The organism is Ruegeria sp. BF6 (assembly GCF_056538665.1).
Genome location: NZ_JBQFTN010000007.1, coordinates 130241 through 143510 on the forward strand (window position 1 = coordinate 130241; position 13270 = coordinate 143510).

Genomic DNA, 13270 nt, shown 5'->3' on the forward strand with positions numbered 1-13270 from the left:
CAATTACGATCCTAGCTCGCCGCCACCCGTAGATATGTTTGCAGAACTATGGGCTACCAAATGCCGTGAGAAAGCGCCCGTTTGGACGTACACATCAATTTCATCGTAGGTTGAACCCTCAACCAAGTGGATCAATCGACCATACTTTGGCGAAGCTAAGGCACATAGTTTTTTGTTTCGTGGGGGTCAGAGTGTAGGTCATCGACTATGGAAATCGAGTAGGGGAGTTTGTCACCGCTCAAAATGTCCGCCAGCATTGTCAATGCCCACTTCTCCTAGGAGTGCTCGACTATCCCCTATGGCCTTTGAAAGATCATCCTCAGTCGGCCGTTATTCGAGAGTTTCACTTATTGCACTTAACACGCTGCCCTTGTCTGCAAACTCAGCTTTGACATGTTGACAAATTGCAGGTTTGGTTAGACCAGAGGCGTCTATAAGTGTCTTACCATTAGTTGACGGTAAATTACCTGTCCGCAAATCACTTGATTTTAGGAGGTGAACTCAGCGCGAAATTTCTTTCGCGAGTTTTTTGGTCTCTTCTAGTTTTCCTGGGATGGGGAACTCTACTGCGAAGATATTTTTGGCCTCACAGCTCTGGCAAGACATTCTGCAGATGGCAAACACCTTGCCTGATCGCAGGCCTGTGGTCAGCATCAACAACCAGCAGACGCGGCGTATCCGATCTTCCGTCGCGTTCAGCCTGCGCCAGAGCAGCGGCATGTCATCCGGACCAACAGCCCAGTCTCGTGCTTGTTCCTTGTTCATGCGTACGCCGCGTGTGACAGGGTTTGGTGGAAGGTCATGGGTTCTAGCAACGTCGTTCAGAAGCAGCTTGAGGACACGCATGGTTCCGTTTGCACAGTAGGATCCTGATCGCCTCGTTAATCGCTCGTGCAAGGATCGGTCCGTCTCGCGATCGATGCGATCCGCAGGCAGCTTACGAAGTGCCTTAAGCGGTCCGTCCACCTTTTGCCGATACCACAATATCGACTGTTGACTCAGATCTGACCGTTCTGACAGATCGCGCTCAAAGGCAGCTGCAATGGTCGGTACGGCGACTTTCGTGGCTCTCAGATCCTCACCGCGCCGCAAGGCCAGCCTGAGTTCTGCCGAGCGTTCTCTGGCGCTGCGCAGTGACACCTCATCGATTCTGCCGATCATGACAGACACGTACCGGTCGGTGCCATCATTGATGCGCCAGACATGCTTGTAAGAGATGCCGCGCCTGCCCACGATGAGACACAGGCCTTTCGCTTCGCTGTCGTAGATCTGTGTTCCCGCTGGGTTATCTTCTGTGGGCTGCGATACAGTGGCCTGCGTGAGTTTTATCGTCATATCTATCGTCTCCGTAGGCCATGTTTCAGGCCCGATTTCGGTTAGGTCCTGACAGGTCTCAGGACATGCTATGAGACGATGATGTCTTTTTTCCTTGGCTCCGCGGACCCTCATTAGGCGCAGTGAGGGGAAAAATACCATTGATTCAATAACTTAAAATCCCTCGTACCGGGACTTGCGGGTTCTGTCCCCGCCATCCGCACCAGTCATCTTTTTACACCGGAAATCCAAGCTGATTGATCAGGCGCCAGATGTCGCGGTTCGCGGCAGAAAGCTGCGCGACAACGTCCTCGATTTTCTGAATGGCTTCTTCATCGACAGTATCTGCACGCCCCAGTTTTATGTCGGTCTTTCGGTCCGCGATGCGCATTAGGATGGTCTTGGGGTTTCCGCTTTCAGCATCGAACGAGTAGATGCAGTGATTGTACCGGTTGCGAATTGAGGACAGTTTGCTCAGTCGCTGTGTGTGCTCCAGGATCGGATCGCGTATCTCTGATGGGCGTCCTTCCATCTTGGCAAGTCGCTCGACCAGGTCAATCCGGGCACGTGTGGTGTTGAGAGTCAGGAACACAATGACCGCGACATCCTTGTTGGTGCCACTCAGGCCAGCAATCAAGTGGATCAACAGGCTTTCAGTGTTGGTCCACATGTAGTTCAATCTGCCGACCAGCAGGATCAGACGGTCAAAACGGGTTTCCAGCGTTTCAGTCAACGATCTGACCGTGCGTTTCTTCGGCTACAACTTCGAAATAAAACTGTGCTGCAGCCGTTCTGTTGCTGACACCGATTTTGCCCGCAACATTGTGCATGTGCAGTTTCACCGTATGTTCGGTAATGCCGAGGTTTGCGGCAATGATCTTGTTGCTCTGACCTTTAGAGACCAACTGTAGAACCTGTTTTTCCCGCCGCGTCAGGCGAGAATAAACCGGATGCGGCTCTTTCGGTGCCAGTTTCGGTTCGACACTGCTTTCTTTTAACAGGCATGGCTTGTTCTGGGGCGAAGGAGCAGAAACGCAATCGGCAAGAAAGCTGGGCAGATATAGTTCTTCATGCATCAGCAAGCGAAGAATGGAACGCCACACGTCCGGCGCGACATTCATCGGCAGATATCCAATATCGCCGAATTGCGCTCGGTCCCACGCTTCAAACAAAGAACGCGCGGCGTCCTCTTTTCGGTAAGCGAAGGCAAGGCAGCCGTTCCCGGCAGCTGCGGTATAGACGTGCGGTCGAGCAAGCAAGTCGTCCAGCATGATCTGATCAATGACCACCACTTTGCCGGCCACCGAACCTGCATATCCGACAGATTTCAATTCTGCGATATCGTCATACCGATGTGCGAATACACCGAATTCCGAGTGAACGTTTCGAAGAGTTTGATTTGAAAAGAAGAGTTCTTTGCCGATGAAATTGATCGAGAAGTCTTCGGAACAAACATTTATTTGGGCAACACTATCCTGCAACGGAATGCTCATTATTTCCCCCTATAAACCCACGCCACACAATCTGCGGCGAAATCGTAAACAAAACGCAAAGCGTAATTATCAGTAAATTAACAGTTGTTACCTTGCCACTATACCTGAAAGTCTATTTTTCATCAACATTCCGTGTCGAATAGCCGATTGGAACTAGAACTTTCGGGTAGGTTTTCTGAATGCCTTCTCGTAAAAATAGAGTAAAATTAGGATTTTAACTGATCTGACGAACTTCGGCCACATTTCCGTGCTCTCGCCAGCCATCTCAAGTTAAAAGTCTAAATTTTCATTTAAAAACAATTAAGTAAGACTGTCTAATGCTTTAGAGCAGCTATTCAGGGCGCCTTCCTGCTGCAACGATGATCCTGCTTCAATTTGGGAAGCATTATTCCTGACGTGTCCGCGAATCGTGAATTTACGCGAATCTTTCATACCGCGGACAGCGCATCGGCTTAGCCGGGAAAGGAAGGTGAGAAACGAGTTCACTGAACGAAACCGCTTCAAGCGCGTTTTGCGCCTGAATGCTTCAATTTGTTTCAACCGCGCCAATAGCCGTTTTGTAGATGAATGACGGTTGAGCGCTTAAAAAGTGGAATTTCAAAATGAGTAAACGCAACCATCATCAACCAGCCAATGATATAACGGCAATCGGCGAAGTGAACGTCGAAAATGCTGACGTTGACGTCGATGCTGATATCAACGTTAAAGAAGCCGAAATCGACGCAAATCTGAATGAGCAAGAACAGACGAACGACAACAGCGTCGATAACGATCAGCAACAGCAACAGAAGCAAGATCAAGACACGAACGTTGACAACGAAAATGATCAAAAACAGAAGCAAGATCAGGATCAGGATCAACATCAAAAGCAGCAGCAGCAAAACACTAACGGCGGCGATGACAGCAACGACAACTCGAACTCTGTCAACATTGACTTTGGCGAAGGCGAGTGGATTCCCCGCGACGACGATCACGTAGATATCGACGTTTATGACGGCGGTTCGGTAGATGACGTCATCACCGTTGGTGGCGATTTCGACTATGATCCAGGCGATGACATTAACATTGATGTCTCGTTGGATGGTGCCGGCAACGATATGGCATCCTTCAATAGCCAGATGGCGCATCTTCAAGACAATGATGAGCTGGGCAGTGCTGTTGTCGAAAACTACGGCTCGTTTGAGCAAAACGGTGATGCGTCCGGCGGACATGCCGAAGCCAGTGAGGGCATCTCAACCAGCTCAGTTGGTGGCGATTCCGGCGATGGTGGCTCGACAGAAGCCGGCGACGCGGGTTCTTATGTTCACGGTGCCACAGCAGTTGCTGGCGGCGGTTACACGGGCGATGCCAGTGCCGATGCAACGGCAGGTGACGGTGGCGACTCGGGTGATGCAAAAACGGCGAGCCTGGGCGTTGGCAAGTCCGAAGCTTCAGCAGATGGCGATAGCGACGGTGGAGATACCGGTGACGCAGACAGCTATTCTGAGGCCAACCAAGCCAGTGACTCTAATGTAGATGCCGATGGCACCGGTGGTGATGGTGGACACGCAGGTTCGCTTGGCCTTGGTTTGGGTCTTGGACTGTCGGGTGCCGGCAATGCTGCTGATTCCTCCGGTGGAGACAATGACTCGGACGCGGATGCCGACCAAGACAGCGATGCCGACAACGACACGTCGACTGGCAACGCAGATGGCGGCGACAGCGGTGCGGGTAACATCGGACTGGGTCTTGCTGGTGGTCTGGCAGCCAATCATACAGACGGAACCGGCGGTGACGGTGACGGCGGTGACGGTGATGGCGGTTACGGTGACGGCGGTTACGGTGACGGCGGTTACGGTGACGGCGGTGACGGCGGTGACGGCGGTGACGGTGACGGCGGTTACGGTGACGGCGGTTACGGTGACGGCGGTGACGGCGGCGACGGCGGTGACGGCGGTGACGGCGGTGACGGCGGTGACGGCGGTAACCGAGGCCGTGACGACAGCAGCAACGGCGGTGACGGCGGCGACGGCGACAACGGCGGTGACGGTGCTCGCGGTGACGGCGGCGACGGTGGCGACGGCAATGGCGCTGAAGGCACCGGTGGTGACGGCGCTCGCGGTGACGGCGGCGACGGCGGCGACGGTAACGGCGGTGACGGCAATGGCGCTGAAGGTACCGGTGGCGACGGTGACGGCGGCGACGGCAATGGTGGCCCCGCGGACGCAAGAGTCGATGCAAGCGGCGTTGGCGATCAGGACGCAGATTCCGATGCCGGAGAAGGCGGATTCAATGATGCCGATGGCACTGCAGATGCTGGCGGATCCGCTGATGCGATGGCAGACGGTGTTGGCGGCGGCGGTGGCGCGGTCGATCAGGATGCAACATCGGACGGTACTGGTACCGGATCTGTTGATGCAACCAACACTGCCGGTGACGGCGGCCTGGCCGAAGTCTTCGCGACTGCCGACGTTGATGGCAGTGCTGACAGCATGTCCGAAGCGATTTCGGGTTACGGCGGTGCAGCAGACTCCGACAACGACGCAACCTCGACCGGAACCGGTGAAGCCACAGGTATGTCGGAATCCGGCATCGGTGGTGGCGGCGGTGCCGCACAAGCTTACGGCGGAACCAGCGGTAACGCGCATGGATTTGCTGAAGCTGGCGACGCCAAAGGCGGCATGAACACCGGCGGCAACGCTTCGGGTGCAAACTCGGGTGATGGCGGTGCCGGCGGAAACGGAGGAACATGGGGTTCTAACAATGGCGGCGACGGCATTGTGAACGGTGAATCCTATGCGTCTGCTGCAGCAGTGGTCGATACATCGGCCTTCAACCAGTCGATCGTCATGGGCGCCAACGTTCTTGGCAACGATGTCGATACAACGATGGTTGGTGGTAACATGTCGTCGAGCTACTCCAGCGACGATACCGACGTGTAACTGAGACCAGAGCCCGCCCAGTGCGGGCTCTGATTTCATTCAAGAAAACGCCGAGGCCGTATCGGGCGGCCTCGGCCCAGCTTCACCTCAACCGGAAATTTCAGGCCGGGGCGGGGAAAGGACACTGAAATGTCGCTAGACAGTATTACAGAACAAATTGCCCATTTCATCGGAACATTTGAAATAACGATCGAACAGGCCCGGTTGCGGGATCAGTACGAAGAATTTGTCGCACTGAAACGAAAAGCAGAATTGGAAGAACTGGAAGACCCCACTCGCGTTGAGATCAAGGCAAACCTGAAGATGGACCCGGGTGAATATGACCCGTTGCCTTACAAGTTTTTTACTCCTCAGGAACAACTCGCTTCGGCCCCGGCGGGCCCAGGGCCATTGAACGACTCCGAAGTCAATCTGGGATCCGCACCGGACAATGATTTCTCCCTGCCCGAGGCACTTGGAGTCGGTGGAACGAGCATTCAACTGAACTTTATTCAGCTGATGCCTGAGATGGTGACCGACCTAATCGGATCGGCCGTTACCTATACGTTCCAGACGATTAAGCTGAACGACAACGATGTCATCGGCGAAGGTGATTTTCGCGATGTCGAAACCCTGATGGCGAAGGGCGAGGCGTTGCTTGAAATGGCCCTGTCCCTGCATGCGATTTCCCCACCGTCCATTCACATCGATGACTACTTGTCTGGGGATGCAGTTGAGCAGTTGATTGATCAGATACAGGCGTCAATCCATATCGATATCGACGGCGCTAAAGTCGTTCAGTTCCATGGCGAGGACGCCATCGGCGTGATTGTTAACGGCGAATACGTTGATGAAGCTCCGGACTTTAAGGATTTACTGCCGGAAAATCTTAAGACCGAGGAAGACGATACCGAAGACGACTCTTGGGATCCACTGCCAGCTGAGTGGGATAAGCCCGAAGGTAGTGAGTTTGAGGGCGGCCATTCGGTGGTCGCGGGTGGCAACCTGGCGGTTAACGAAGTTGCCATCAATGTCGGCTGGGTGGACGCGCCCAATATTCTGGTTGGTGGGCAATCCATTAATCTGGGCGTTGTCAGTCAGGTCGCTGTTGTTTCCGACTTCGATCAGGGTGCGCCGGGCGTACAAAGCAAAACGCATGTGGTCCAGTCATCAGAAATTCTGGTCGAAGGCAGCGAGGCACCATGGTTGGCTGACAATATCGGCGAACCTGGGGAAGATCCGATTGTGGTGATCGACTGGATCGATGGCGATCTATTGGTGACAAATTTCATCAAACAGATCATCGACGCCACGGATATCGACCACATTCACACTGAGGTCACAGCCACGTCCACCGCATATACCCTGGGTGAGAATATCATGACCAATGTCACTGATATTCTGCAACTGGGCAGTTTCTACGATGTGATCATAATTGGTGGCGACATGCTCTCGATCGATGTTGTGACCCAGACGATCGCTCTCATGGATAGTGACGTGGTTTATGGTGCCCATCCGACAGAAGCGGAAGAGAACCTTGTGATGAATGAGGTTTCTCTGAAGACAACCGGTGAGGACACACATGAGGAACTGAGCGACTCTCTTGCGGAAGCAATACCATTGCAGGAAGTCGATACAGATGCATTAGAAGATGCTTTGCTGAACGACCCGATGTTCGCAGGTGCAGAGTTGGTGCGTGTCCTCAAGATCGATGGCGATCTGTTGCAGGTCAATGCCATCGAGCAAGTGACCAAGTTACAGGACGAGGACGACATCTATATTGATCCAAAGGGTCAGGAGGTTTCCGCTCTGGCAGCGGGCAACGCCATTCTGAACAAAGCCAGTATCAACAAGATGGGTGTCGATTCAGTCATTATGGCGAAAGAAGAAGCATACTCGGAACTCATGCTGCATCAGGCGAGCCTGATCGATAGTGTGGAAGAGGAAAAGGCCGAGATCGTCAGCGAAGCCGTAGCGCTTATGATGGAAGAAATGGATGCCGCGGCCAATGCTAAGAACTGCGCGGACCACAACAAATTGACCCCTTCGGAACAGGCAACCGTCGACGACGGACTGCAAACTATGCTAGCGTAGTAACCCTGTTTGTTACGAGTGACCTGAAAGTTTTGACATGTCGATTGTTTTTCCGTCGCGCCCGAGACGATACGCCAGTCCGTTGGATCGTAACGGCGGCGGCGTTTCGAAACCGCCAAGCGCGGGCCAGTCTGAAAAGAAACTGAAGAAAATTCCGGGATTACGCCTTAGCGAAGATTTCCGCATTAGTGATCCACAAGACGGCAATCGGGAGGCAGTCGCCCAAAGCGATGCGAGCGCCGAAAAAACCGTGAAAGCGAAACCTGCTCATCACCAAGTGAAAGAGGAACCGCAACTGCGCGCCGGACCTCCCCCCCGGCGCGAGCAGCCGCAGCCTGCCGAAGACAGTGACCAACAGGGCAGCGGTGCTGGGGTGGCCGACGTCGAGAGCCCCGATCCCGAACCCGTCAATAAAACGAGCGACCGTATACCCCCGGCGTCGCGCTCGAATGGCGGTGATCGCATGGGCACCACTATCGAGGCCAAGGCAAATGAACCATTGCTGCGCAGCAATTCTGGTGGCGGCGATGGAAAAGGGCCACCCCAGACATTTCACAAACGTACTCCGCCAGAAGATTTTAGGAAAACGTTACGCACCTCGCTGCGGGCGATCTATAAAAATCTGGCCTTTGTGCTGGTTCTGACCTGTGCGACGAATTGTTTGATCCTTGCGATCCCGATCTATCTTTTCCAGATCAGTGACCGTGTTCTAACCAGCCGGTCGCTGGACACGCTTGTCATGCTGACGGCGATTGTCGCGGGGGCAGTGATCTTCCAATCGGCCTTTGATGCCGTGCGGCGTTTCATGCTGATGCGGACAGCGGTCGAGGTTGCCGCCCGTCTTGGTGCCCCGGTGCTGAGCGCAGCAGCGCATGCCTCGCTGCACGGTAATGGACGTGAATATCAGACCTTGGGTGACCTGCAGCAAGTTCGGGGATTTCTGGTTTCGGGCACGTTGATATCCTTCCTGGATGTACCCTTTGCGCCATTGTTTATCCTGATGATCTTTTTGGTACATCCACAGCTAGGGACGATCGTGATCGTGACGGCCTTGCTGCTGATGGCGATTGCATTCATCAACCAGCGTATGACGGCTAAACCCTTCGCCGAGGCTAACAAGGCGCAGTCCATGGCAAACCTGCATCTGGATTCGATGTCGCGGAACAGCCAGATCATCAACGCTCTGGCCATGATCCCAGAGGCCGTTCGTATCTGGGGTCGTGATACTGCCCAATCCCTGACATGGCAGGTTCGCGCTCAGGACCGGAATGTGATTTTTGCCGCCATTTCCCGAGCAGTACGGCTGTTGACACAGATCGCCATTCTGGGTTGGGGGGCGTATTTGGCGTTGCAGGGTGAGATTACGGGCGGCATGGTTATTGCAGCCTCAATCATCGCGGGTCGTGCCTTTGCACCAATCGAAGGCTCGATTGAAGGATGGAACAGCTTCCTGCTGACGCGTGGGGCCTATGGCCGTATCAATCAACTGCTGTCCAACTCAGCCCTGCAATTCGAGAAACTGCGCCTGCCGCGCCCCGAAGGTCGGCTGGACGTTGAACGCCTGCTCTATGTGCCTGGCGGCACAAAGCGCGTTGTTCTGAACGGAATCAGCTTTTCATTGAATCCGGGCGAGACGCTGGCGATTATCGGCAACTCTGGTGCAGGGAAAACTACGCTGGGTAAAACGCTGGTCGGGTCGGTCCTGCCGACTTCGGGCAGTGTTCGGCTAGACCTGATGGATATCCGCAACTGGGATCCGCGTCAGTTTGGTGAGAGCATCGGCTATCTACCGCAGGACGTGCAACTGTTCCCCGGAACTATCAAGGACAATATTGGCCGGATGCGGGAAGATGCGACCGACGAGCAGATCCACGACGCTGCCGTTCTGGCCGATGTCCACAACATGATTGCGACGTTGCCACAGGGTTACGAAACCGTTGTGGCGGCAGATGGTTCACCGCTGTCTGGCGGGCAGAAACAGCGGATCGCACTGGCGCGGGCGTTCTTTGGCAATCCGCGTATGGTGGTTCTGGACGAGCCGAACTCGAACCTGGACGTTGCTGGAGACAAGGCGTTGGCGCGGGCCATTGAACAAGCCAGGGAAAACAAGATTACCGTTGTGGTGATTACGCAAAAGCCGACGCTACTGAACGTTGTCGATAAGATCATGTTGCTGACAGATGGTCGTGTGGCCCTGTTTGGTCACCGCGAACAAGTTCTGCAACAACTGAACGGGCCGCGTAACAACCAGCCCGGCATTCAAAAGCAGTAAAGGGGAGTACGACATGAATGAACTGGTCCCCGTGAACAACGATCCCAAGGATCCAGACGTCTGGTATGCCGAAGTTCCGCGCTCGATCAATCGTTTGGTTGTCATCGGGCTCATCATGCTGGTCGTCTGCTTTGGTGGCTTCGGTGTCTGGTCTTTTAGTGCGCCGTTGGCCGCTGCGGTTATCGCGCAGGGAAGCTTTGTCGCCACTGGCCGCAACAAGATTGTGCAGCACCTGGAAGGTGGTATCATTCAGGAAATCAAGGTTGTCGAAGGCCAATCCGTCAAAGCGGGTCAAGTGATGATGACGCTGGACCAAACCTCGGCGGAAGCCAATGAGCGCGAGTTGTTTATCCGTAAAATCCGCTTGCAGGCCATGTCGGAACGCCTGAATGCGGAATACGGCGAAGAGCAACGGCTGGAGTTTTCTCCCAACTTGATCACCGCTTCGGATGATGTCGAGGTGATGAGCATCCTCGATGGGCAACAGATCACCTTTGATTTGTCGCGAAAAACCTTGCTGAACGACATCGCTTTGCTGGAACGCAACATGGAGGCGCTCAGAATTCGCTCCAGCGGGTTCGAGGCGCAATTGGATAGTATGGTGCGGCGGTCCGAAATCCTTCAGGAAGAATTTGAAACCAAGCAGGCGCTTTTTAAGAAAGGGCTGGTGCGCAAGGGCGAGTTGAACACCATTCGCCGGGTTCAGGCCGAAGCCGAAGGTCAGCAGGCGCGGTTGCAGGCCGAGGCGGCTGAAATCAGCCAGATGCTGTTGAAATACGAAGAACAGATATCCCGCACGCGGGCGGCCTACCGCGAGGCTGCGTTGGATGAATTGGGCGTGATCGAAGCCGATCTGGAAAGTGTCCGCGAAAAAGCTCGTCAGGCCCGCAGCGTTCTGGACCGTGCGGTTGTGCGGGCTCCGGTTACGGGCACTGTGGTGCGATTGCACTATCACACGCCGGGCGGCGTGATCGAAACCGGTGAACCCATCGCCGAGATTCTACCCGCCGACGCCCCCCTGATCATCGAAGCGCAAATCCCGCGCACCGAGATCGATAGCGTAGTGACCGGGCAAGATGCAACCGTGCGTCTGATCGCCCTGAACCAACGGACGACGCCAGTGCTGAACGGGCAGGTGTTTTATTTATCGGCTGACTCGCTGATCGAGGAAACCAATGGTGCACCGCAAGAGGTCTATCTGGCCCGCATCTCGCTGGAACCGGAAGAGATTGAGCGCGTGAGGGGCTTTATCCCGACCCCGGGTATGCCCGCCGAGATCATGATCCAGACCGAAGAGCGCACATTCGCGGCTTATATCGCGAAACCAGTGACAGACAGCATGTCGCGCGCCTTCCGCGAACAGTAAACAGGCTGACCACGGGGTCGGTCCGCGCCTTCCACGAAATGCATGAAGTCCTCCGGCGAAAACCACCGGTGGACTACATATGCCACTGACAGTTCATGACAAGATAAAGGCCGCCAATGCTGTGGCTGGACATGTTGACATCGGAACAGCGAATGAGTTGCAGGGGCAGGGCGATTTGCTACTGGACTTACGCGACGCCGTCGAGTTGCAGCAGACAGGACGGGCCAGCGGTGCCCACTACATCCCGCGCGGAATTTTGAAGTTGCGCGCCGCTGAGACCTTGCCACCCCGTGATCTCGACCTTCGGAAAGAATGCTCGATTATCCTCAATTGTGCGGCTGGCGCTTGCGCTGGGTTGGCGGGAAAGCTGCTGAAAGACATGGGGTACGCGCGGGTCCGCAGCCTCGGCGGTCCGCCCGATTGGGTCAAGGACGGGGGCGAGGTTTCGGAGTAAAGGATCAGGCGTTCAGGAACGCCCGGACGGCAGCTTCGAACTCGCGGGGCTTTTCGGCGTGCAACCAATGACCTGCACCGGGAATCTTGGCAAATTTGGCGGCCGGAAATAGCGCCCGGATCAGATCGCGATGCGCGGGCAGGACATAGTCGGATTCTCCACCCGACAGGAACAGGGCCGGGCCTTCCCACGACCCATCCAGCTTTGGAAAGCTCATGATCTTTGGCATCTCAGCCGCAAGAATACCCAGATTCAGCAACCAGCGTTTCCCTTTGATATCAAGCGATTGCGTGAAAAAGCTCTGAAGCGCGGGTTCAACACCCTGATCGGCCAGTTGTTGCGCCGCATCCGAGCGTCGCTCGATCAGCGAGAAATCGACGGCGCGCATGGCTTCGATGAATTGGATCTGGCTGTGGGTGTAAGTCACTGGCGCGATGTCGGCGACCACCAGCTTGCGCACCAGAGACCCATGTTGCAGGGCCAGCGTCATTGCTGCCTTGCCGCCCATTGAATGGCCCACAATGTCGGCCTTGCCGCCGAAATGCTCGATCACCTCGGCCAGATCACTGGCCAATTCGGGATAACTGTGCTGATCGGTCCACATGCTGTAGGCATGGTTGCGCATATCGACGGCCACAACCTGCCGCTCATCCGCCAGACGCCGGGCAATCACCCCCCAGTTCCGGGCCGAGCCATAAAGCCCGTGGGCAATAAGCAGAGGAAGTTTCTCGGTCGGTTCGCCATGTGTGATCGTGTTCAGCATGAGGCTGTGATACCCGCCGTGATCAGAAACAACCAGCCCCATTGTCGCCTTCGCCGATGGGGGGTAAGTTGGCAGCTTCGGAGGCCCGCCATGTCGGAAAACACAGATATCCAAAGCCAGATTGCGCAAACGGTTCAACTGCTGCGCAAGAAACTGGGTGTAAAGGACAAGACGCTGGCTGAGTCGATCCGCAAGGCCAAACGGCTTCTGCCCCGCCGCATTTACAAGCAGGCGCTGATGTTGGCGCATGCCGAGCCGATGGCGGCTCATCCCAAGCTGCGGCTGGTGCTGGATGCTCCAAAACTTGCGCGCGCGTCAGAAGAGGTTCAGGCCCACCTGAGCGGGATCAACCGCGCCGACCGGCGGCTGGGTTGGTTTCTGGGGATGCTGGGTGGGCTGGCGTTCAACCTGCTGGCCCTGTTGGCGCTGCTGATCATTTTCCTGCGGTGGCAGGGTTTCATCTGATCCGCCCAACAAAGAACGGCGCCCATCAGGCGCCGCTCAGGTCTTTAGTTTTAAACCGACTTACAGGTTAGGATAGATCGGGAATTTGGCGCAGAGGTCTGCGACCTCGGCTTTGACCTTGGCTTCGACGGCACCGTTTCCGTCTTCGC

General features: G+C 55.3%; 11 protein-coding genes. 6 read left to right on the forward strand and 5 right to left on the reverse strand.

Annotation, left to right across the window (positions count from 1 at the left end; translation table 11 throughout):
• Positions 1–501 precede the first annotated feature (501 nt).
• The 4 genes from ACR0IM_RS16085 to ACR0IM_RS16100 all read right to left on the reverse strand — a co-directional run bounded on the left by ACR0IM_RS16085 (position 502) and on the right by ACR0IM_RS16100 (position 3934).
• The gene (locus ACR0IM_RS16085; protein ID WP_480682527.1) at positions 502–1335 is read right to left on the reverse strand and encodes an integrase arm-type DNA-binding domain-containing protein; all 834 of its coding nucleotides are present in this window, start codon (positions 1333–1335) and stop codon (positions 502–504) included.
• A gap of 214 nt (positions 1336–1549) precedes the next feature.
• Positions 1550–2047, reverse strand: coding sequence for a hypothetical protein (locus ACR0IM_RS16090; RefSeq protein ID WP_480596913.1), 498 nt, complete (start codon positions 2045–2047; stop codon positions 1550–1552).
• Complete coding sequence (locus ACR0IM_RS16095) at positions 2040–2807, reverse strand: helix-turn-helix transcriptional regulator (RefSeq protein ID WP_480596916.1); 768 nt, start codon at positions 2805–2807, stop codon at positions 2040–2042. Before ACR0IM_RS16095 ends, ACR0IM_RS16090 begins: the two co-directional genes overlap by 8 nt.
• A gap of 536 nt (positions 2808–3343) precedes the next feature.
• Positions 3344–3934, reverse strand: coding sequence for a hypothetical protein (locus tag ACR0IM_RS16100; protein ID WP_480596918.1), 591 nt, complete (start codon positions 3932–3934; stop codon positions 3344–3346).
• On the opposite strand from ACR0IM_RS16100, the gene ACR0IM_RS16105 reads away from it, so the two are divergent.
• The 5 genes from ACR0IM_RS16105 (at position 3926) to ACR0IM_RS16125 (ending at position 11893) form a co-directional block, all read left to right on the forward strand.
• On the forward strand, positions 3926–5728 hold the full coding sequence (locus ACR0IM_RS16105) for a hypothetical protein (protein ID WP_480596920.1): 1803 nt from the start codon (positions 3926–3928) through the stop codon (positions 5726–5728). The two genes, ACR0IM_RS16100 and ACR0IM_RS16105, sit on opposite strands and share 9 nt — an antisense overlap.
• A gap of 129 nt (positions 5729–5857) precedes the next feature.
• Complete coding sequence (locus tag ACR0IM_RS16110; protein ID WP_480682528.1) at positions 5858–7801, forward strand: type I secretion protein; 1944 nt, start codon at positions 5858–5860, stop codon at positions 7799–7801.
• Between the two features lie 37 nt (positions 7802–7838).
• Entirely contained in the window at positions 7839–10073 is a 2235-nt protein-coding gene (locus ACR0IM_RS16115) for a type I secretion system permease/ATPase (protein WP_480596924.1), read from the forward strand.
• 13 nt (positions 10074–10086) lie between these two features.
• Complete coding sequence (locus ACR0IM_RS16120; RefSeq protein ID WP_480682529.1) at positions 10087–11439, forward strand: HlyD family type I secretion periplasmic adaptor subunit; 1353 nt, start codon at positions 10087–10089, stop codon at positions 11437–11439.
• A 79-nt stretch (positions 11440–11518) separates the two neighbouring features.
• A complete protein-coding gene (locus tag ACR0IM_RS16125; RefSeq protein ID WP_480596928.1) occupies positions 11519–11893 on the forward strand; it encodes a rhodanese-like domain-containing protein in 375 nt (124 codons plus the stop codon).
• 4 nt (positions 11894–11897) lie between these two features.
• Here the strand turns inward: ACR0IM_RS16125 and ACR0IM_RS16130 are convergent, their stop codons facing one another.
• The gene (locus ACR0IM_RS16130; protein WP_480643620.1) at positions 11898–12698 is read right to left on the reverse strand and encodes an alpha/beta fold hydrolase; all 801 of its coding nucleotides are present in this window, start codon (positions 12696–12698) and stop codon (positions 11898–11900) included.
• A 48-nt stretch (positions 12699–12746) separates the two neighbouring features.
• On the opposite strand from ACR0IM_RS16130, the gene ACR0IM_RS16135 reads away from it, so the two are divergent.
• The gene (locus ACR0IM_RS16135; protein WP_480643619.1) at positions 12747–13121 is read left to right on the forward strand and encodes a hypothetical protein; all 375 of its coding nucleotides are present in this window, start codon (positions 12747–12749) and stop codon (positions 13119–13121) included.
• Positions 13122–13270: the final 149 nt, after the last annotated feature.